Source organism: Empedobacter sp. UBA7611, assembly GCF_002484365.1.
GTDB classification, from domain to species: Bacteria; Bacteroidota; Bacteroidia; order Flavobacteriales; family Weeksellaceae; genus Empedobacter; species Empedobacter falsenii_B.
In genome coordinates this window covers 38556-60380 of the sequence record NZ_DLJR01000036.1, presented here as the reverse complement: position 1 = coordinate 60380, position 21825 = coordinate 38556, and the positions used below count along the sequence as shown (strand labels likewise).

Annotated in this window: 21 protein-coding genes and 2 pseudogenes; 13 read left to right on the top strand and 10 right to left on the bottom strand. The window is 31.1% G+C overall.

The genetic code is table 11. The features are described 5' to 3' along the window. Positions 1–38: 38 nt before the first annotated feature. From B3R94_RS05130 to B3R94_RS05110, 5 genes are all read right to left on the bottom strand, one after another. Entirely contained in the window at positions 39–980 is a 942-nt protein-coding gene (locus tag B3R94_RS05130) for an ABC transporter substrate-binding protein (protein ID WP_291072653.1), read from the bottom strand. 3 nt (positions 981–983) lie between these two features. Then, entirely contained in the window at positions 984–1448 is a 465-nt protein-coding gene (locus B3R94_RS05125) for an urease accessory protein UreE (protein WP_115000026.1), read from the bottom strand. A gap of 12 nt (positions 1449–1460) precedes the next feature. Next, the gene (gene hypB, locus B3R94_RS05120; protein WP_052217937.1) at positions 1461–2180 is read right to left on the bottom strand and encodes a hydrogenase nickel incorporation protein HypB; all 720 of its coding nucleotides are present in this window, start codon (positions 2178–2180) and stop codon (positions 1461–1463) included. A 24-nt stretch (positions 2181–2204) separates the two neighbouring features. Next, positions 2205–2552 (bottom strand): hydrogenase maturation nickel metallochaperone HypA, encoded by a 348-nt coding sequence (locus B3R94_RS05115; protein WP_038336663.1) that lies wholly within the window; start codon positions 2550–2552, stop codon positions 2205–2207. A gap of 87 nt (positions 2553–2639) precedes the next feature. After that, positions 2640–2966 carry a hypothetical protein gene (locus B3R94_RS05110; protein ID WP_115000024.1) on the bottom strand — a complete coding sequence of 109 codons (327 nt, stop codon included), beginning with the start codon at positions 2964–2966 and terminating at the stop codon, positions 2640–2642. Between the two features lie 280 nt (positions 2967–3246). Here B3R94_RS05110 and B3R94_RS05105 point away from each other — a divergent pair, with 280 nt between their 5' ends. From B3R94_RS05105 to ribD, 7 genes are all read left to right on the top strand, one after another. After that, on the top strand, positions 3247–3453 hold the full coding sequence (locus B3R94_RS05105) for a helix-turn-helix domain-containing protein (protein WP_115000022.1): 207 nt from the start codon (positions 3247–3249) through the stop codon (positions 3451–3453). Between the two features lie 269 nt (positions 3454–3722). Continuing rightward, complete coding sequence (locus B3R94_RS05100) at positions 3723–4460, top strand: DUF4290 domain-containing protein (RefSeq protein WP_280062340.1); 738 nt, start codon at positions 3723–3725, stop codon at positions 4458–4460. Positions 4461–4484: 24 nt separating this feature from the next. Then, positions 4485–5795 carry a UDP-N-acetylglucosamine 1-carboxyvinyltransferase gene (gene murA / locus B3R94_RS05095; RefSeq protein WP_280062341.1) on the top strand — a complete coding sequence of 437 codons (1311 nt, stop codon included), beginning with the start codon at positions 4485–4487 and terminating at the stop codon, positions 5793–5795. Positions 5796–5805: 10 nt separating this feature from the next. After that, positions 5806–6483: a DedA family protein gene (locus tag B3R94_RS05090; protein WP_038336669.1), complete on the top strand. Its 678-nt coding sequence runs from the start codon at positions 5806–5808 to the stop codon at positions 6481–6483. Continuing rightward, the gene (locus B3R94_RS05085) at positions 6480–7217 is read left to right on the top strand and encodes a shikimate dehydrogenase family protein (RefSeq protein ID WP_291099097.1); all 738 of its coding nucleotides are present in this window, start codon (positions 6480–6482) and stop codon (positions 7215–7217) included. Before B3R94_RS05090 ends, B3R94_RS05085 begins: the two co-directional genes overlap by 4 nt. A 54-nt stretch (positions 7218–7271) precedes the next feature. Then, entirely contained in the window at positions 7272–9134 is a 1863-nt protein-coding gene (locus B3R94_RS05080) for a DUF349 domain-containing protein (RefSeq protein ID WP_291099094.1), read from the top strand. A 9-nt stretch (positions 9135–9143) separates the two neighbouring features. Further along, a complete protein-coding gene (gene ribD, locus B3R94_RS05075) occupies positions 9144–10196 on the top strand; it encodes a bifunctional diaminohydroxyphosphoribosylaminopyrimidine deaminase/5-amino-6-(5-phosphoribosylamino)uracil reductase RibD (protein ID WP_291099091.1) in 1053 nt (350 codons plus the stop codon). Between the two features lie 39 nt (positions 10197–10235). Here ribD and B3R94_RS05070 read toward each other — a convergent pair whose 3' ends face one another. Then, positions 10236–10604 carry a hypothetical protein gene (locus tag B3R94_RS05070; RefSeq protein ID WP_291099088.1) on the bottom strand — a complete coding sequence of 123 codons (369 nt, stop codon included), beginning with the start codon at positions 10602–10604 and terminating at the stop codon, positions 10236–10238. A 191-nt stretch (positions 10605–10795) separates the two neighbouring features. On the opposite strand from B3R94_RS05070, the gene B3R94_RS05065 reads away from it, so the two are divergent. Continuing rightward, positions 10796–11401: an IMPACT family protein gene (locus B3R94_RS05065; protein WP_291062134.1), complete on the top strand. Its 606-nt coding sequence runs from the start codon at positions 10796–10798 to the stop codon at positions 11399–11401. After that, positions 11401–12450: an acyltransferase family protein gene (locus tag B3R94_RS05060; RefSeq protein ID WP_291099085.1), complete on the top strand. Its 1050-nt coding sequence runs from the start codon at positions 11401–11403 to the stop codon at positions 12448–12450. Before B3R94_RS05065 ends, B3R94_RS05060 begins: the two co-directional genes overlap by 1 nt. A gap of 24 nt (positions 12451–12474) precedes the next feature. Here B3R94_RS05060 and B3R94_RS14255 read toward each other — a convergent pair. The 3 genes and pseudogenes from B3R94_RS14255 to B3R94_RS05050 all read right to left on the bottom strand — a co-directional run bounded on the left by B3R94_RS14255 (position 12475) and on the right by B3R94_RS05050 (position 15905). Next, positions 12475–13353: pseudogene (locus B3R94_RS14255) on the bottom strand (IS982 family transposase). 137 nt (positions 13354–13490) lie between these two features. Further along, positions 13491–14708: pseudogene (locus tag B3R94_RS05055) on the bottom strand (IS3 family transposase). A 105-nt stretch (positions 14709–14813) separates the two neighbouring features. After that, complete coding sequence (locus B3R94_RS05050) at positions 14814–15905, bottom strand: M42 family metallopeptidase (RefSeq protein WP_115001110.1); 1092 nt, start codon at positions 15903–15905, stop codon at positions 14814–14816. Positions 15906–15966: 61 nt separating this feature from the next. Here B3R94_RS05050 and B3R94_RS05045 point away from each other — a divergent pair, with 61 nt between their 5' ends. The 4 genes from B3R94_RS05045 to B3R94_RS05030 all read left to right on the top strand — a co-directional run bounded on the left by B3R94_RS05045 (position 15967) and on the right by B3R94_RS05030 (position 19777). Beyond that, complete coding sequence (locus B3R94_RS05045) at positions 15967–16620, top strand: DUF4294 domain-containing protein (protein ID WP_219034483.1); 654 nt, start codon at positions 15967–15969, stop codon at positions 16618–16620. A 72-nt stretch (positions 16621–16692) separates the two neighbouring features. Continuing rightward, positions 16693–17676, top strand: a complete 984-nt coding sequence (gene pfkA, locus B3R94_RS05040) for a 6-phosphofructokinase (protein WP_280051123.1) — start codon at positions 16693–16695, stop codon at positions 17674–17676. Between the two features lie 31 nt (positions 17677–17707). Continuing rightward, a complete protein-coding gene (gene gap / locus B3R94_RS05035) occupies positions 17708–18712 on the top strand; it encodes a type I glyceraldehyde-3-phosphate dehydrogenase (protein WP_038336349.1) in 1005 nt (334 codons plus the stop codon). Between the two features lie 471 nt (positions 18713–19183). Further along, positions 19184–19777: an RNA polymerase sigma factor gene (locus tag B3R94_RS05030; RefSeq protein WP_291072674.1), complete on the top strand. Its 594-nt coding sequence runs from the start codon at positions 19184–19186 to the stop codon at positions 19775–19777. Between the two features lie 250 nt (positions 19778–20027). On the opposite strand, the gene aspS is transcribed toward B3R94_RS05030, so the two are convergent. Further along, positions 20028–21785 (bottom strand): aspartate--tRNA ligase, encoded by a 1758-nt coding sequence (gene aspS / locus B3R94_RS05025; RefSeq protein WP_286495565.1) that lies wholly within the window; start codon positions 21783–21785, stop codon positions 20028–20030. Positions 21786–21825: the final 40 nt, after the last annotated feature.

Genomic DNA, 21825 nt, shown 5'->3' with positions numbered 1-21825 from the left:
TCTGGTTTTTGGTACAATTGCATGATATCATTTTGTACCTATTTGTTTAATTGTTCAGTCGAATAAGCCGAAGGATAGCACCAATTGCGAAGTTGTTTGGCAAATAATAAAAACTTAACTGTATGCGGATCGTAATAAAACGCAGGATTCTTAGCGAAAACTTGTTTTGATTTTACCGCTGGCAAAGCATCCAATTCTTTTAGTTGATACAAATTCCAAAGAACAATCAAATCTGGATTCCATTTATAGATCGATTCTGCACCAACATTTGACGATTCCATTTCTAACGGACAAGCATTTTCTGCACCCGATAATTTGATCGCTAAATCTAACAAAGTTCCTTTTCCAGATGTCGAAAAAATACGTCCTTTCGACCACGCATAATAGACTTTTTTAGGTTTTTCATTTACAGGAGCTTTCAACTTTTTAGCCTCAGCTTTTACATAAGAAACCACTTTCTCTGCACGTTGTTTTTTTTCTAATAAAGTTCCCATTCCAAGCAATTCTTTGTAAATCTTATCTTGACTTAAACTTGAAACGGTAAAAACTGGAATATTTAATTCTTCTAATTGCTGAATTGTTTCGATATTTTGTTCATAAACAATCGCTAAATCAGGTTGCAAACCAACAATTGTTTCGATATTACTTGATCCACCTCCAAAAGTTGGCGTCGCAATTGTTTTATTTTTGATTCGCTCATCTAGTTTTGCATAGAACTCAAATTTATCTTCATTCTGAAAAACTTGTTGCGGAATTCCAACCACTTTATCTTCGGCGTGCAACATATAAATTTCGTCCAAAGAAGGTTCAAAAAGTACAATCACTCGTTTTGCTTCTTGTGGTAACGAAACTATTTTTCCACGACTATCTTCCGCCTTTATTTCGCCTTGTTGTTCGCTCTTTTTTGAAGAATGACAACTTTGAAAGAAAATAAAGAATGATAAAACAAGGGTTATGCGATGAAATATTTTACAATTCATGGTTTAATTTTTTACCAAATTTTTTAATAAAAATTCACTGATTAATTGTGCTTCGACAAGTTGTATTTTATCTTGATAACGAGTCAAAAGTTGCTCGTACATACGACCATCATAAGGAAGCAAAAGTTGATTATCGTCGTCGTTTTTCCAATAAATAGGAAGGTGACGATTGCCAACGAAGTAACAAAAATCAGCGGCATCGGACTTCGACTTTGCAGAAAACTGAATACACAAACAAGGTTTTATGTAAACTAAAGCTATTAATTTGTTTTCATGAAATAATCGATCGCCGTTCTGCCACTCATTTTTAGTTTGTAATCGAAGTTCTAATGTTAAACCAGCAGTTGTTTTTCTCGTAATTTTTTGTTTTCGAATCTCAAACCATTCAATCGTTAATTGATCCAAAATATTTTCCACTTCTTCAGTTTTTGACTGAATTTCATCTATAATTACCAACTGATTTTCCATTGTTTCGATCTATTATTTTTGTTGTGCAGCTTCTTTTTTCAACTGAACTTTCTCTTTCAACCATTGACACCATTCGTCAATTCCTTCTCCATTCAACGTACTGATTGTTTGCACTTCTAAGTTTGGATTAACCTCTCTTGCATCCTTTGTAACCGCCTCGATAGAAAAAGGAACATATGGTAATAAATCTGATTTAGAAACCAACATCAATTCACTTGTTAAGAACATACGTGGATATTTCTTTGGTTTGTCATCACCTTCAGTTGTAGCGATAAGTGTAACACGATAATCTTCACCTAAATCAAAAGCAGATGGACAAAGAAGATTTCCTACATTTTCGATAAATAATAAATCTGTTCCATCCAAATTAATGTGATCCAAAGCTTGTAAAATCATTTGCGCTTCGATATGACACATTCCACCTGTTACAATTTGTAAAGCATTAATCCCAACTTCGCGCATACGAACAGCATCACGCTCCGTTTCTGGATCACCAACTAAAACAGAAATATTCAATTCTTTTCCCAAACGTTTTCCAATTTCTTGTAACAACGTTGTTTTTCCTGATCCTGGAGACGAACAAACATTGATGATACAAACATCTTTCAGACGTTCGCGAATCGCATTTGCAACATAATCGTTGGCTTTTAATAAATGTAAAGTTGTGTTGTCGCATTGAACAGATCCTACTCTATTCCCAAGACTTTTTGGATTTTGTGTATTTGTTGACATAATTGAAATATGTTTAATTAATGATTATTTATTTTTAAAGATGACTTGAGAGATAAAAAGCTCATTTCCTTTGACAATTGTACTAGACGGTGTTGAGCAATCTTCGCAAACAAATTTGTGATATTTGACTTCGAAATTCTTGTGACAATGTTCGCAATACGCCACAATTTCATTGACTAAAACCTCTAACTCAATTTCATTATAATTTTGGTTATCAGCTATAAATGCATCAAATGCATTTTGAATTAAAACAGGTTGAACATTTGATAAAAGTCCAGCTGTAATTTGAACTTTTTCTATATCTTCTATCTTCGAATCATAGTGCTCGTTCAACGTATCAAATATGTCTTTGACAATACTTAATTCGTGCATAATTTTTAATTTTTGTGAATAGATTACCTCTTTCTAAACAAAATGAATGCTTAGAAAATAGTTATGTATAAGAAAGTTTTATGTTTATCAGATAAATGGTAAACCGTAGATATAATGCCTCAAAAGGCAAATTTTATTGGTTGAAGTAGAAAATAAATCAGAAAAAACACGAACACAAATCTGTTGATTAAAATTAAATTTAACATCTGCGTTGATAAATTCATCAAAAGAAAAATCATTGATTTTTAAATCTTCTACAGTAAATGTAAATCCCTCAATAGTGCTAGTTGTATTATCACATTTTATTGTCTCTTTTTCTACTTTTTGATGCGCAGAAGATTGATTTGTTTTGTTAGAAAAGCTAAACAGAACAATCAAAAAAAGGACAGAAAATATGTGAAAAATTGTTTTCATTTACGGTTGTAAAGGTACCACTTGCTACACCAAAACGATTATATAAAATAGCGTATAAATGTTCAAAAACGTTACAAATCAATAAAAATTATTTCGTCTATAAAAACAACAATCAAATCGTTTATTAATATATTTTTATTGTTTTACAATAAATTTATTTTGCAATTCAAAATATTTCTATTTAATTTGAAAAATAAATTATTACTAAATATGGAAACTAAATCTAAATTTTATTTAAAATTATTCAAATGAAACAAGAAAACGATTTAACAATATAAATATGGCAATTATTATCAATTTAGATGTCATGATGGCAAAACGTAAAATGTCTTTGAATGATTTGAGTGAAAAAGTTGGTATTACATTATCTAACTTATCTATTCTAAAAAATGGAAAAGCAAAGGCTATTCGTTTCGAAACTTTGAATGCAATTTGCAAAGCTTTAGGTTGTAAACCAGGTGATATTATTGACTATACGGAAGATTAAAACAAAAACCAAAAATTCTAAATTATTAAAAGAAAATACTATATTTGTTGACAACCAAAAGGTTTTAACTTAATTTTCCTTGGTGATAAAGATTTTCAACTATTTTGAATTGAATAGACAAAATCTTGTTTTACGGTTTATCTTCTTCCGACTATAACCGTTTTTTTGAGGAATAAAATTTAATAAAAAATTAGCAATCAATACACCTTTTCTACCCAAATAATCGGATAGAATTTTGTAAATTTGTAACCAATACATTAGAAAATTTAATGGAATATAATACACTTCGTTCGCAATTGATTATTCCAGAATATGGTCGTCATATTCAAGAAATGGTAAATCATTGTAAAACAATAACAGACGAAACAGAACGCAACGGATTTGCCGAAATTATAATTGAAGTAATGGGAGAATTAAATCCTCACTTGCGCGATGTACCAGATTTTCAACACAAACTTTGGGATCAACTTTTTATAATGGCAGAATTTGATTTGGATGTAAAATCTCCTTATCCAATTCCGACAAAAAAAGATACGGTAAATAGTAAACCAAATAAAGTAGACTATCCAAAAAGCATCTATAAATACAGATATTACGGAAATAATATTCGTAAAATGATTGATGTTGCTGTAACGTGGGCAGAAGGTGAAAAACGCGAAGGTTTGTACTTTGCGATTGCCAATCACATGAAAAAATGTTATTTACTTTGGAATAAAGATACAGTTGACGATCAAGTTATTTTTAATCATTTGTACGAATTATCTGATGGTAAAATTGATTTGAGAAAAGTTGATGATCATTTGGTTTCACCTGATCGTTTGAATTCGAATAATAATCATTCAAACAACAATCAAAACAATAGAAGTTACCAAAACAATAATCGTAATCATCAAAATAACAACAATCGAAATAATAACCAAAATTCGAATAATCGTCAAAACAACAATAACCGAAATAATCAAAATAACAACAATCGAAACCAAAACGTTCGAAACAATAAAGGTTAAATCAAAACTATTTAATACAACTAAATGGCTACATTTCAAATAAAGGGAGGGAAACCTTTGAAAGGAGAAATTACTCCGCAAGGTGCTAAAAATGAAGTACTACAAATTTTATGTGCGGTTTTATTAACCAATGAACAAGTTCGTGTTAAAAATATTCCAGATATCCGAGATGTCAATCGTTTGATTGAAATTTTGGGTGATTTAGGCGTAAAAACACAAAAAAATGGAAAAGGAGATTTCACTTTTCAAGCTGACGAATTACGATTAGATTATTTAAAAGGAAAACAATTTCGCAAAGATGGTGCTGCCTTACGTGGATCGATCATGTTAATGGGACCACTTTTAGCTCGTTTCGGAGAAGCTTTTATGCCAAAACCAGGAGGAGATAAAATTGGACGTCGTCGTTTAGATACGCACTTCGAAGGTTTCTTTGCTTTAGGAGCAAAATATCGTTTCAATCCTGACGAAGATTTCTACGGTGTAGAAGTGGACGAAAAAGGATTACAAGGTTCTTATATGTTATTAGAAGAAGCTTCTGTAACTGGAACTGCAAATATTATTATGGCTGCAGTTTTAGCGAAAGGAACAACAACCATTTACAACGCTGCATGTGAGCCTTACATTCAACAATTATGTAAAATGTTGAACAGAATGGGTGCTAAAATTTCTGGAATTTCTTCGAATCTTTTAACGATTGAAGGAGTTGAGAAATTAGGCGGAACTGAACATACATGTTTACCAGATATGATCGAAATTGGATCTTGGATTGGTTTAGCAGCAATGACAAAATCTGAATTAACAATCAAAAATGTTTCCTGGGAAAATTTAGGTGTTATTCCAGATGTTTTCAGAAAATTAGGAATCAAATTAGAACGTCGCGATGACGATATTTATATTCCAGCTCAAGAACATTACGAAATCGAGCGTTTTATTGACGGTTCTATTTTAACTATTTCTGATGCGCCATGGCCAGGATTTACGCCAGATTTATTGTCAATTATTTTGGTAATTGCAACACAGGCAAAAGGAAGTGTTTTGATTCACCAAAAAATGTTCGAATCTCGTTTATTCTTCGTGGATAAATTAATTGATATGGGTGCCCAAATTATTTTATGTGATCCGCACCGTGCAACAGTAATTGGTCTTAATCACGAAACGCCATTGAAAGGAGCCGAATTAACTTCGCCAGATATTCGTGCCGGTATGTCTTTATTAATTGCTGCACTTTCTGCGAAAGGAAAAACTGTTATTCATAATATCGATCAAATTGACCGTGGTTACGAAGATATCGATGTACGTTTACGTGCTATTGGAGCTGATATAATTAGAGCTTAAAAAATAAAAAATGCAATCTATTATTGAGTTTATCACCAATTTTGTTCAACGCCCAGACAAGGTATTAATGGACATTATCAATAATTACGGTTATTGGATATATGTTATTTTATTCCTGATAATTTTCGCCGAAACTGGTTTAATTATCATGTCATTTTTAATGCCTTTTTTACCTGGAGATGCACTAATCTTTTCGATTGGAATGATTGCGGCAAGCGATGATCAAAACCATTTGCATATCGAATATATTATTCCATTACTGATGGTTGCAGCAATTCTTGGTGATAACGTAAATTATTATGTTGGACGCAAATTTGGGGGTTGGATTTTAGGACGAAAAGACTCGTGGTTTCTTAAAAAGAAACATATCGAAAAAGCAACAGAATTTTTTAACGAAAATGGTAAAAAAGCAATTATTATTGCTCGTTTTATGCCTGTAGTTCGTACTATAATTCCATTTATTTGTGGTGTTACAAACCTTAATTATCGCACATTTATTACCTATAGTTTTATAGGCGCGGTGCTTTGGGTTGGCGTTATTTCGCTTTTGGGACACACATTAGGTCAGTTTGACATTGTAAAAAATAATTTAGAGAAATTCATTTTCGGAATTATATTATTGGCGAATATGCCGTTGATTATCCGAATCGTGAAAGCTCAATTCAATAAAAATAAAACAGAAGAATGAGACAATTTGGATTAATCGGAAGAAATATTTCTTATTCATTTTCTAAATCTTATTTTGCTGAAAAATTTAAAAACGAGAACATTGTAGACGCTGTCTACAATGTTTTTGATTTACAGCAAATCGATGAAGTAGAAAAAGTATTCGAAACCGAAGGTTTAGTGGGCTTTAATGTCACAATTCCTTACAAACAAGAAATCATTCCATTTTTGGACGAATTATCGCCAGAAGCCAAAGCAATTGGTGCGGTAAATACTGTTTTGATACAAGATGGAAAACGAATCGGGTATAATACAGATTGTTACGGCTTTCATCATTCGATAGAACCTCTTTTAGAACCTCATCACAAAAAAGCGTTGATTTTAGGAAATGGAGGCGCTGCAAAAGCGGTTTTTTATATTCTTGATTTATTGAAAATTGACTATAAAATTGTTTCGAGAACAAAAGCTGAAAATCATTATTCTTATGATGAATTGAATGAAGAAATCATTCATAATCATCAAATTATTGTAAATTGTTCACCAGTTGGTACTTTTCCAACTATTGAAAACGCCCCACTTCTACCCTATCAATATATTAACGAAAATCATTTATTGTACGACTTAATTTACAATCCACCGTTAACTAAATTTTTAGAAAATGGTCAACAAAACGGAGCCAAAATTAAAAATGGTCACGAAATGTTAGTTCTACAAGCCGAAAAAGCTTGGAAAATTTGGAATAATCGTATAAAATAGACTTGATATTGTCCTCAAATTTTATTAGATTTGAGAAACAAAACTTATTTTCTTATGAATACTGAAATGGATAACCTGCAAAATGCAGACGGAGAACAATTACCTAAACCTGCAACTACAAACCACTCTAATACGGAATCTTATAAAACGGAAGAGTTAACGAACCAAGAAAAAATAAGCGATATTTCGTTCAAAGATTACGAAACATTTAGTTTTGATGTTTTGATTAACGAAGCAAAAAATCTATTGAGCAAATACGATGTTCAGGAGATTCGCGAGCATTTTAATCAAATTCGTGATGCATTCAAAGCTAAATTAGAAGAAGATGAAGCCGCAAAAAAAGAAGCTTTCTTAAGTGAAGGTGGTGACGAATTAGATTTTAAATACGAAACATCTTTTAGAGCAAAATTTAACGCTGTTTACAACGATTTCAAAAATCAATTAGCAGTTTTTCATAAAGAAAATGAAAAAAAGGAATCTGATAATTTAAAAGAACGTTTAGAAATTATTGACGAATTAAAAGCCTTGTATCAAGAACCAAGTGATTCTTCGGCGGCAATGTTCAAGAAATTTCGTGAGTTAAAAACTCGTTGGCACAATGCAGGAAGAATTCCGAGCAAAAATGCTGAAAATGTATTCAAAAATTATTTTTTCCATTTAGATAATTTCTACACGTATTTGGATATGAATAAGGAATTGCAAACATTAGATTATGCACATAATCTTGAAGTTCGTCAATCGATTATCAAACGTGCAGAAGAATTAATTGGAGAGCAAAACGTGCAAAAAGCCTTGAATGAATTGCAATATTTGCATCGTTTATGGAAAGAAGAAGCCGTTCCTGTACAAGAAGATTTGCGTGAACCAACGTGGCAAAAATTTAAAGAATTAACAAATAAAATTCATGACCGTAAAGGTGAATTGAATGAAAAAATAAAACAAGAGCAAAAAGATAATTTAGAGAAGAAGAATCAAATTATTACTCGTATCAAAGAAATTTCTGAGCAAGCAACAACAAAATCGCATGGCGATTGGCAAAAAGCTATTTCTGAAATAAACTCTTTGCGTGAGAACTTTATCACAATTGGACGTGTTCCAAAAGATAAAAATTCTGCAACTTGGGAAGCTTTCAAAGAAGTGACAAGACAATTTAATCACATCAAAAATGATTTCTATAAAAATCTAAAATCAGAGCAACAATTGAATCTTGAAAAGAAATTAGCTTTGTTGGAAATCGCAAAACAACATACAGATAGCACAGATTGGAATGCTTCTGTACAAGTGATTAAAAAAATCCAAAATGATTGGAAAAAAATTGGACATGTTCCGAGAAAAAATTCAGACAAAATCTGGAAAGAATTCAAAGATACATGTAATCAATTCTTTGATCGTTACAAAAAACGTCACGAACAAGCGAATCAAAAATTGGAACTAAATTTCGAAAAGAAACAAGCTTTCTTAAACGATTTCAAAAATCAAACGATTTCTGAAGACAAAGATGAGGCGTTGAAACAATTAGAAGAAATTCAACATAATTGGACAAATTTAGGAAAAGTTCCATCAGAAAAAATTTCAATCAATCAAGAATTTACAGATGTTTACCACAAAAAATTAGATGCTTTAAATCTTTCTAAAAATGAATTGAGCGATTATAAGTTGAAATCATTTGTCAATAAAGTAAAATCTGGAAATAATGGAAATTTATTGGATGATGAGATTAGAAAAACACGTAAAATAATTGAGGATTTAGAAAAAGAGATTAATCAATTGGATAATAATGTACATTTCTTTTCGAATGCAAATGAGAACAATCCTTTTTTAAAAGATGTTTACAAGCAAATTGACGATAAACGTAAAAAATTAATTGAAGCAGAAATCAAACTGAAAACATTATTCAATATTGATTTTAATGCATAATTTTTGGGCATGACACAACAATCTATCGATGAGCAATATATGGCTCGTTGTATACAAATTGCAACAAACGGGTTAGGAACAACATATCCTAATCCGTTTGTTGGTTCTATTATTGTACATAACAACAAAATTATAGGCGAAGGTTTTACGTCAGAATATGGCGGACCGCACGCCGAAGTGAACGCTATTAATTCGGTTAAAAATCAAGAATTATTAAAAGAATCTACGTTATATGTTACGTTAGAGCCTTGTTCGCATCACGGAAAAACGCCTCCTTGTGCGGATTTGATTATAGAAAAAGAAATTCCAAAAGTCATAATTGGAACTTTAGATCCTTTTGCGAAAGTAAATGGGCAAGGTTATTTACGTTTGTTGAAAAATGGTGTTGATGTAACGCTTGGTGTTTTGGAAAAAGAATGTATCAAACTCAATAAGCGTTTTATAACATTTCATCAGAAAAAACGTCCATATATTATCTTAAAATGGGCGCAAACAGAAGACGGATACATGGGGCGTGATGATGTACAATTGTGGATTACAAACCAATATACAAAACAGTTAGTACATAAATGGCGAACGGAAGAACAAGCTATTTTGGTTGGAAAAAACACCGCTTTGATTGATAATCCACAACTTAACACACGATTATGGAAAGGAAATAATCCGTTGAGAATTGCGATTGACAAAAACTTAGCGATTCCGAGAAGTTTCCATTTGTTTGATCAAACACAACCTACTGTAATTTTCAATTCGATTGAAAATTGTTCTGAAGAAAATTTAGAACTTGTTCAATTAGATTTTACGCAAAAAATATTGCCACAAGTGATGGATTATTTATACGAAAACAATGTTCAATCCTTAATTATTGAAGGTGGAAGTGATACCATACAACATTTTATTGATGCTGATTTGTGGGATGAAGCACGAATTTTGAGTTCGGATACCATTTGGAATGAAGGAATTTTAGCTCCTCGACTGAAAGGAACTCGAACTGAAAAGCATCGCTTTTTGAATGATGAATTAAATATTTTCGAAAATAGATTAGATATACAAGAACCTTAGAAATGAGGTTCTTTTTTATTTATGATTTATTTGAATTTATTAAAATTTTCGTTTAATAATTATTTCAGAAAATTTATTCTTCTCAAATTCTATGTTATTTATTGATTCAACAAGAAAACTCATTTTATAAAATTTATTTTGTAGCTTAAATATTAATTTCCCACCAATATTATCAATTTTATAATTAAAAATATTTTGTTTTTTTGTTACATAGCAAAATGATGGTTCATTACAATTTTGGCAATCAATTAAATTTGCTTTATTATTTTTCAAAAATCTAAATTCTATTGTACGACAAAATTGAAATTTAGATTTTCCAATTGAACTATTATAAATCTTCAGATTTTCAGTTTTGTAAAACATACTATCTTGATTATCTGTAATAATTCTATAATTATAATCTTTCATTGAATTATTAATGATCCTTTTAAATTCCTTCTTTGAAATACTCTGGCAAAAAAGAATACTCGAACACATTAGTATGAATAAAAATAAATAAGCTTTCATTTATATTAAATTTTTTCACCATTCATAAATATAAAACCTTTTTTCTTTAAAAGTACTATTTAAACTATCTTTGCGCTACTTTTCAATACAACATGACGGACAATTATCGTACAATCGAGAAAGCGGTGGAAGATGTAATTTTCAAAGAATTGGGTAGTAAGTTTATTAATTTTGCTTATCCAGTTGAGAATGAAGATGACATCAAAATTTATTTGGATCAATTACACGAAATTCATCCCGATGCAAATCATCATTGTTACGCGTACGCTCTTGGAATAGATGGTAAAAATCATCGTGCAAATGATGACGGAGAGCCAAGTGGTTCGGCTGGTTTACCAATTTATAATCAAATTTTATCAAGCGAAATCACCAATGTTTTAATTGTTTCTGTACGTTATTTTGGCGGAACAAAATTAGGTATTCCTGGTTTGGTAAAAGCCTATAAATATGCGGCACAAGTTGTGTTAGAAGAAGCAAATATTGTAGAAAAATTTGTTTCAAAACGTGTGAAAATGGTTTTTAACTATGATCAACAAGGAATTGTAGAGCGCAATGTCGATCGTATTTCTGGTGATATTAAAGACAAACATTTTTCTGATAAATGCATGTTTACAATTTCGGTAAGAGAAAGTAAATTGGAAGAATTTATTCGCATGTTTGACGAGTATTATCAAATGGAAATTAAAATTATTGACTGATGCTAAACAGCTTAACTTCTTTACGTTTTTTCTTTGCTTTTGTTGTTTTTTTAAGCCATTTAACGTTTGTAAAAACCGATTTAGCTTGGTATAATTATCTAAAAAATAACGTCTTTTTCGAAGGTTATCTTGGTGTTGGTTTTTTCTTTATTTTGAGCGGATTTGTTTTGGCGCTCAATTACGAAAAGAAAGTCATCGACAATCCAAATTTTGATAAAAAGAAGTTTTATATCGCGCGAATTGCTCGTATTTATCCGCTTCATGTCCTAACCTTTTGTGTTATGTTGCCGTTTATTATCATCAATGTTTGGCAAGGTTATTTTCATTGGGATATTGCAGGTGCAAACTTATTTTTATTACAATCTTACATTCCGGTAAAAGACTTTTATTTCTCTATTAATAACGTTTCGTGGAGTATTTCGACCGAATTATTTTTCTATTTAATGTTTCCTTTTTATGTGATTTGGTTACATAAATTTCCGAAACTGAAATATATTTTATTACTAATTATTCCGATTATCATTTTTGCAGAACCTTATTTCAGAACAAATATGAAGTTGGAAAAAGCAATTTTTTACATCAATCCAATTGTTCGCAGTTTCGATTTTATTTTAGGAATTATTACCTGTCAAATCTATAAAAAGATAAAAGATACGCCTATCAGTTTTTCAAAAGGAACTTTAATAGAAATCGCTGCAATTACAGTTTTGGCAATCTTTTTTTACTTCCACAATGATATTGCGAGAGCTTTTCGTTACGTAATTTATTATTGGATTCCGATGGTTGGAATTGTTCTAATTTTTGCATTACAAAAAGGTTTATTTTCGAGAATACTTCAACACAAAATTCTGGTTTATTTAGGTGAAATCAGTTTTGCGTTTTACATGATTCATATGATTGTGATAAAATATGGAAATCAATATTTACCTAAAATCAATGATTTTCATAAAATTGGAATTTATTTTGTTATTGCTTTAATTTTAAGTGCATTAACGTTTGAATATTTTGAGAAACCCGTTGCCAAGTGGATCAAAAATAAAGTAAAATAATATTTATTCAAACCCCTAGTGCATTTAGGTAATATTAATTTTTAAGTTGTTAATATTCCTATTTTGGTTTGTGTTTATTGTTTTAAGAATTGTGAGCTTTAGTATTTTTGATAGTATCCTAGTTTTAAACCTTAAAAAGCTTTTAGCCTAATTACGTCTAATCATGTACTTATCGCATAGTTGATAGAATAACGTTTCTATCCTTTTTCTGTATTTACCTATTTCAAAAGGTTGATCATTAAAGTTTTTTTGATTTGTTCTCATAGGAACTTCCAGCTTTATATTGCGCGATATAAACAAATCGAATTGGTATTGTACGTATAAATTTTCTTTATCACCCAAGAGTGTACAATTTTTAAATTCATGTTTTTATATCTTTCAGATTATGAATGTCAAGCACTGATACTGTACTAATATTAAGACTTTGTAAATCAATACTTAAATAACAAAACAGCATGAAGTTTATACCCATAATAATGTATTTTCTGTGAAGCACAATTATCTTTATTTGGAAATGCATAATCGGCTTCTCTACATATTTTACTAAGTGAGCTTCTTGATAATTTGCAAACATATAAAGGCATGCTATCCACAATAAAATACTTTTCAGAACCATTCAAGTTTTCAAATAACAGTTTTCGTATAAGTTCCATATGTATAAATAATCTTCTTTTTCTTCAATTATAAACACTACCTTCTATAAATGACTTAATATCAGAAGATCGTATTCTAAAAAGTTGATATTCACTATCAATACTCATGTTTCTGAATTCAGATTTAAGGCAACTATTTTCAAGTCAGATAATCTGGACCTTCGTATCTGAAATAATAAATTCTCACTTTCAAGACCTAAACCCTTTTATACTTATAAATTTTTCCGTAATTTGCTATAAAGTTGTGCATTAAATTGTTTGTGCAATCACTACAAATTAATGATTTTTAGCTTTTTGTATAACTTTTATATACAATCTAATACAAATACACTACGGGTTAATTGATTGACTAGTCATAAAAATAGATTGACAGTTATTAAACAATATTTATATCCGAAGAGATTTTATTTCTTCGGATTTTTTTTGTCTCATTTCCGGGGTCTGCATATTAAGACTTATATGAAGTCTTGTATTATTATAAAGATACACAATTTGTTACACCATTTTAGTTAATTCAGTAATATCTTTTGCTTTTCGATCAAAAACTCTTGTTTTAATATTCCATTAATTCTTTCAGCCAAAGCATGTTGATAACAATCATAGCCCTCAGTCATCGATGGTATCATCTGATTTTGTTTTAAAATCGCTTGATAATATTCCGAGCAATATTGCAATCCTCTATCCGAATGATGGATTACTTTCTACTTACTCACTCTGTTTTTAATAGCCATCTTCAGGGCTAAAGATACATTTTCTGCACTCATATTTTCACTTACAGAATAACCAATTATTTTTCGACTATTCGCATCTGGAACTAAAGAATAATAACAAACAGTTTGCTTCGTTTTTACATATGTTATATCACTCATAAAAACCTGTTCTGTTTTATTAACCTCTATTTCTTTGTATAAATTAGGATGTTTCCTTAACCAATGGTTAGAGAATGTAGTTCTTGTATAATGTTTTTTAGATTTTATGAGTAAATTTTCTCTTCTCAGATAACAAAATAAAGCATCTCGACCCATCTTTATGTTAAGTTCTTTTAGCTGTTCATTCAAGATATCATGAAGCTTTCGAGTTCCTAATCGTGGTAATTTCATCCGAACTTCCAAAACTAATCATTTAACCTGTAAAAGCTCTGATTCTCGAATAGTATGACGTTTTAGTGCCGCATAGAAACTTTGGCGACTTAACCCAAGCAATCGACAAGAGCAGAAAACATTTATTTTTTTTTGGCTCTTGAGGAGTGTTAGATATTGAACTTTTTTGTGATTAGAGTACCAAGTTGTTCATCGGCTATATCCATCATGGGGTTGAGAATTTTGACTCTTAGCTTTTCATCGGCTAATTCTCGTTATAACCGTTTGATCTTTTGCGCTGGTGTTTGTTCTTGTTTCTACATCGTATGTATAATTGTTAGGTTCCAATCTAACTTACCACATTTTCTGAGGCAAACCAAAACTTTACTCCTTCTTTGTATTTTAATTCCCTAGCATTTTTGTGCTTGTTTATACGAAAATCGACTTTTTCTACTTGAGATACAACGGCTAATTTAAAGCCTAAAGTATAATCCCGTTGTGTTCGATGTTTCTTTCTAAATCCGATGTTTCATAATAAGTTGATTTTAGTGTCAACTTATCTTAGGAAGGGACAATTAAAAACGAAAAAGCTGTCTTACGACAGCCTTTTCGTTTTTAATCACTTTATATTTTAAACAGTATGATATTTAAAACTTTGTTCGTTTTTAATTGTTTTTACTGATTCGTAAATCAACTCGATGACATTTTTTACATCAGCTTGATGAACCATTTCTACAGTTGTGTGCATATAACGCAAAGGCAACGAAATTAAAGCTGAAGGTACACCACCATTACTATATGCAAAAGCGTCTGTATCCGTTCCTGTTACACGAGAACTTGCAGCACGCTGAAAAGGAATATTGTTTTTCTCAGCTGCATCAATAATTAATTCGCGTACATTATTTTGCACAGCAGGCGCATAATAAACAACTGGGCCATCACCACATTTTTGCTCACCTTCTTTCGATTTTGTAATCATTGGTGTCGTTGTATCGTGTGTAACATCAGTAATAATTGCAACATTTGGTTTGATTGTTTGCGTAATCATTTCCGCACCACGCAATCCAACTTCTTCCTGAACCGCATTTACAACGTATAAACCAAAATCTAATTGATCTTTATTTTCTGCCAATTTACGCGCAACCTCAGCAATCATAAACCCTCCCATTCTATTGTCTATTGCACGACAAACAAAATAACGATCGTTCAATGTAAAAAATTCATCAGGATAAGTAATCACACAACCAACGTGAATTCCAAGTTCTAAAACTTCCTCTTTCGATGTACAACCTGTATCAATCCAAATTTTATCTGGAGTCGGCGCTTCGTCTTTTCCTGCTTGACGCAAATGAATAGCTGGCCAACCAAAAACACCTTTTACAATTCCTTTTTTGGTATGAATGTTAACCACTTTAGAAGGCGCAATCATATGATCTGATCCTCCGTTACGAATCACATAAATCAATCCGTCATCAGAAATATAATTCACAAACCAAGAAATCTCATCAGCATGGGCTTCAATCACAACTTTATACTTCGCTTCAGGATTTATTACACCATAAGCAGATCCATAATTATCTGTTTTTACCTCATCTACGTATGGTTCTATGTAATCCATCCAAACTTTTTGTCCTTCACTTTCAAAACCTGTAGGTGAAGCTGTATTTAAATATTTTGTCAAAAAATCCAAAGATTGTTGATCAAACAAATTATTTGTACTCATTTTAGTTTATTTATCTAACAAATGTACTAATTTTAGGAACAATTTTTGAACTAATTCTGATATGAAATTTTATATCTATCATATAACTTTACTACTTACTTTTGTTGGATTATCTAATGTTAATGCTCAAATTTTTGGGTTAGATTTAGGTGGAAAAAATCCTGCACAAGAAATTAAAAATGATTCAATTAATTTAGATGAATTTGCATTTAATCCTTTAGACACAATACATCTTAATGAAATGAATAGCTATTCGGTTCATTTAAAAACTGATTTAGAAAAAAAATATTATTTATGGCTAAGAAAACGCGTTCGCGATGTTTGGCCGTATGTAAGAACTGCTGTTAGAGAATATAATTATGTATCGGATACGATTCAAACAATGGATAAAAGACGAGATAAAAAACGTTTTATTAAATCTCGTCAAAAGGATTTGGCTGATCAATTTGAGAATCAATTAAAAAATATGTCAAGTTCTCGTGGACAAATTCTTACTAAATTAATCTATAAAGAAACAGATAAAACAACATACGATATTATAAAAGAATTACGTGGCGGATTGAATGCTTTTCTTTATCAAGCAGCAAGTGGCGCGTTTAATATTGATCTGAAACAAGCTTATGATCCGAAGCGAACACGAGAAGATTTGTATATTGCGGTTATTCTTCAACGAGATTTTGCAGACGGAACGTTAAAACCTGTCGACGAAGATTAATTTATCTTTCATACTACCAATTATAATAATATTCTGATTTTTTATTATATTTGATTTAATAAAGGAAAAAACGTGGGAAACAATATAAAAAGAATTGGTGTATTAACCTCTGGAGGTGATGCGCCTGGAATGAATGCGGCCTTACGTGCCGTTGTAAGAGCATGTAAGTACTACGATATCAAATCAGTAGGAATCCGTCAAGGTTATGAAGGTTTGATTAACAATGATATGATTGAACTTGGACCTCGTTCAGTGAAAAATATTATCAATCAAGGTGGTACAATTCTTAAAACTGCTCGTTCTTTAGAATTCAAAACTACAGAAGGTCGTCAAAAAGCATATAATCATCTAAAACAAAATAACATTGATGCTTTAGTTGTAATTGGTGGAGATGGTTCTTTTACAGGAGCAAATATATTTCATCAAGAGTTTGGTGTTCCATTTATTGGAATTCCAGGAACAATTGACAATGATATTTTCGGAACCGATTTTACAATTGGATACGATACAGCTTTGAATACTGTAATTGATGCAATTGATAAATTAAGAGATACTGCTACATCACATGATCGTGTATTTTTTGTGGAAGTAATGGGACGCGATGCAGGTTTTATTGCTTTAAATAGTGGAATTGCTTCGGGTGCACAAGATATTTTGATTCCAGAACAACGTGATAGCGTCGAAGAATTATGTTCTTCTTTAGAACGTTCAGAAAAATCTGGAAAAAAATCAAGCATCGTTGTAGTTGCAGAGGGTGAAAAATTAGGTGGAGTTTTTGAATTAGCAAAACAAGTTCAAAATAGTCATCCAGAATATGATATTCGTGTCACAGTTTTAGGACACATACAGCGTGGTGGTTCTCCATCTTGTCACGATCGTGTTTTAGCAAGTCGTTTAGGAATTGCTGCTGTTGAAGGTTTACTGGAAGGTAAAACAAATCTTATGGCTGGTATTCGCTCTAATAAAGTTGTATTTACAGCGATAGATGAAGCCATCAAAAAACACAATGAGATTGATGAAGAGTTAATCAAAGTAGCTAATATTTTAGCGATTTAAACATTTAATATAAAGGGAAATTATATATACTATGTCAAAAATTAAAATTGGAATCAACGGATTCGGAAGAATTGGTAGCCTTGTTTTCGGGGTTGCTATTGAGAGAAACGATATTGAAATCGTAGGTATTAACGATTTAGTAGACGTTGATTATTTAGCTTATATGCTAAAGTATGATTCAGTTCACGGAAAATTTAACGGAGAAGTTAAAGTAGAAAACGGAAACTTAATTGTTAATGGACAAACAATTCGCGTTACAGCTGAAAGAGACCCAGCGAACTTGAAATGGGACGAAGTTGGAGCTGATATCGTAATCGAAGCAACAGGTTTATTCTTAACAAAAGAAACTGCAGGAAAACACATTGAAGCTGGAGCAAAAAAAGTTGTTTTAACAGGTCCTTCTAAAGATGATACCCCTATGTTTGTAATGGGTGTTAACCACGAATCTGTAACAGCAGAAGACACTATCGTTTCTAATGCTTCTTGTACAACAAACTGTTTAGCACCATTAGCAAAAGTAATTCACGAAAATTTCGGAATTGTGGAAGCTTTAATGACAACAGTTCACGCAACTACTGCAACTCAAAAAACAGTTGACGGACCATCAATGAAAGATTGGAGAGGAGGACGTAGTGCAATGGTAAACATCATTCCTTCATCTACTGGAGCTGCGAAAGCAGTTGGAAAAGTAATTCCAGAATTGAATGGTAAATTAACAGGAATGTCTTTCCGTGTACCAACAGTTGACGTTTCTGTAGTTGATTTAACAGTTAAATTAGCAAAAGAAACAAACTACGACGAAATCAAAAAAGTAATGCGCGAAGCTGCTGAAGGAGATTTGAAAGGAATTGTAGGATACACAGAAGATGCTGTTGTTTCTCAAGATTTCGTAGGTGATACAAGAACATCTATTTTCGATGCAGAAGCTGGTATCATGCTAAACCCTACTTTCGTTAAATTAGTTGCTTGGTATGATAACGAAATTGGTTACTCAAACAAAGTAGTTGATTTAGTTCAACACATCGCAAAGATTTAATCCTAGATTAAAAAATAGTTTATTTTATAAGTCTTCTCAAATTGAGAAGACTTTTTTACAATAAATTAATATTGTGGACTAATATTTGATTTTAATTTTTTAAACCACTTATATGAAAAAAGAATTACGAACTTTAGGTCCAAAAAAATCAACCATAGATAAAATTTTATCCTTTTCTAAATCTTTATCAAATGTTAAAATACAAAAAATGAGTTCTAAGAATGCAATTCATCTAAATTAATTCTATACAACTCTTATTTATAGTTTTATTAAATCCACAATAAAGTGAATACATTATTATACATAATAGCAAAAATTAACAATTATTTATTTTTTTAAGAAATTTTTAAAAAAAATTATGAATAATTATGTTAAAAAAATTGTAAGAAATTTTTGTTTACTTATATTTGAATAAACAAAAAAATACAGCCTATAGATTTAATTCTACTTTAAAAATTAACAATTGCTACTATGAACTATGAAGACGACTCTTTATTAATCCAAGATTATTTAAGAGGTAATGAAAATGCTTTAGAAACATTGATAGAGAAATACAAAGGAAGAATCTATAGTTTTATATACTCTAAAGTCTTAGATAAAGATGTCACTGAAGATATATTTCAGGACACTTTTATCAAAGTAATCCTTACATTAAAAAGTGGACGATATAACGAAGAAGGTAAATTTTTGCCTTGGGTTATGCGTATTGCTCACAATTTAACTATTGACTATTTTCGATCAAACAAAAGAATGCCAACGGTTAGCGAAACTGTTGGTTACAATGAAGAATATAATATTTTTGACTTTATTGGTATAAGTGATGAATGTTCTGAAACTAAAATCATTAAATCACAAATTGAAAATGATTTAAGAAATTTAGTCACTCAGTTACCAGAAGATCAAAGAGAAGTATTAGAACTTAGAATATTTAAAGAATTAAGTTTTAAGGAAATTGCAGAAGAAACTGATGTTAGTATAAATACAGCATTAGGGAGAATGCGATACGCTATTATCAATCTTAGAAAAGTGATTTATAATAATAACATTATTTTAACAGTTGATTAAAAAATAAACTTATCTTATTAGCGTTTTNNTTTACTATAATCAAAATATTATCTTTTTCAAAGGCAATTAAGTTTATTAAATCAACGATATTACATGAGGATTATATCATTAATTTAAATTAATTTATTTTAATAAAGATTAGAAAAGCCTGAAATTTTATAAATTTTAGGCTTTTTATATATCTATAATTTGAAACAAAAAAAGACTACTTAAATAAGTAGTCTTTAATATTTATAGAAAATTTTTCTTTTTATTTTGCAACAAATGTTGACGCAATATTCAGTTCATCCATTTGTGTTTGATCAATTGGAGAAGGTGCATCAATCATGACATCGCGACCCGAATTATTTTTAGGGAATGCGATGTAATCACGAATTGTTTCTGAACCATCTAAAATCGATACAAAACGATCAAAACCGAATGCTAAACCTCCATGAGGTGGCGCACCATATTTGAAAGCGTTCATTAAGAAACCAAATTGCGCTTCTGCTTGATCTGGCGTAAATCCTAATAATTCGAACATTCTTGCTTGAACTTCTTTATCGAAAATACGAATAGAACCTCCACCGATTTCATTCCCATTTAAAACTAAATCATATGCATTTGCACGAACTTCACCTGGATTAGTCGCAATTAATTCCATATCCTCTGGTTTTGGAGAAGTAAATGGATGGTGCATCGCGTGATATCTTTCAGATTCTTCGTCCCATTCTAATAAAGGAAAATCTACAACCCATAATGGAGCAAAAACTTCTGGATTACGTAATCCTAAACGCTCTGCGATTTCCATACGTAAAGCCGATAATTGCGCACGAACTTTGTTTGTATTACCAGACATCACCAACATTAAATCTCCTGGTTTTGCGTTCATACGCTCTGCCCAAGCTGCTAAATCTTCTTGCGAATAAAATTTATCTACAGAAGATTTAAATGTTCCATCTTCATTATAACGCGCCCAAACAAGACCAGTTGCCCCAATTTGTGGACGTTGAACCCATTCGATTAATTTATCAATATCTTTACGTGTGTAAGCATTACAACCTTCCGCAGCAATACCAACAATTAATTCTTGTTCATCAAAGATTTTGAAATCTTTTCCTTTAGCTAAGTCTGTGATTTCACCGAATTCCATTCCAAAACGAATATCTGGTTTATCATTTCCATAACGACGCATTGCTTCTGCAAATGTCATACGTGGGAATTGTTCAAATTCTAATCCTTTGAAAGTATGTAATAAATGTTTTGCTAAACCTTCGAAAACATTCATGATATCTTCTTGTTCAACAAACGACATTTCACAGTCAATTTGTGTAAACTCTGGTTGACGGTCTGCACGTAAATCTTCGTCACGGAAACATTTTACAATTTGGAAATAGCGGTCTAAACCTCCTACCATTAATAATTGTTTGAATGTTTGTGGCGATTGTGGTAACGCATAAAATTCACCTGGATTCATACGAGATGGAACCACGAAATCACGCGCACCTTCTGGCGTAGATTTAATTAAAACTGGAGTTTCAACCTCTACAAATTCTTGTGCATCTAAATATTTACGAACTTCCTGCGCAACTTTAGAACGGAAGATTAATTTTTCTTTTACTGGATTACGACGAATATCTAAATAACGATATTTCATACGGATATCTTCTCCACCATCTGTATTATCTTCGATTGTAAATGGAGGCAATGCAGATTCATTCAAAATTGTAATGTTTTCTGCTAAGATTTCAATATCCCCTGTTGGAATGTTTGGATTTTTTGAAGCTCTTTCGATTACAGTTCCTGTAACTTGAATTACGAACTCGCGTCCTAAATGACGAGCAGTTTCAAATAATTCTTTCGAAGAACGTTCTTCATCTAAGATGATTTGTGTGATTCCATAGCGATCACGTAAATCGATCCACATCATAAAACCTTTGTCACGTAACGTTGATACCCAACCGCTTAACGTAACTTTTTCATTAATGTTGGCTTGTGTTAATTCACCACAAGTATGAGTTCTAAACATTTGTCGTCAAATTTATTGAACAAAGGTAAAGTTTTGAGGT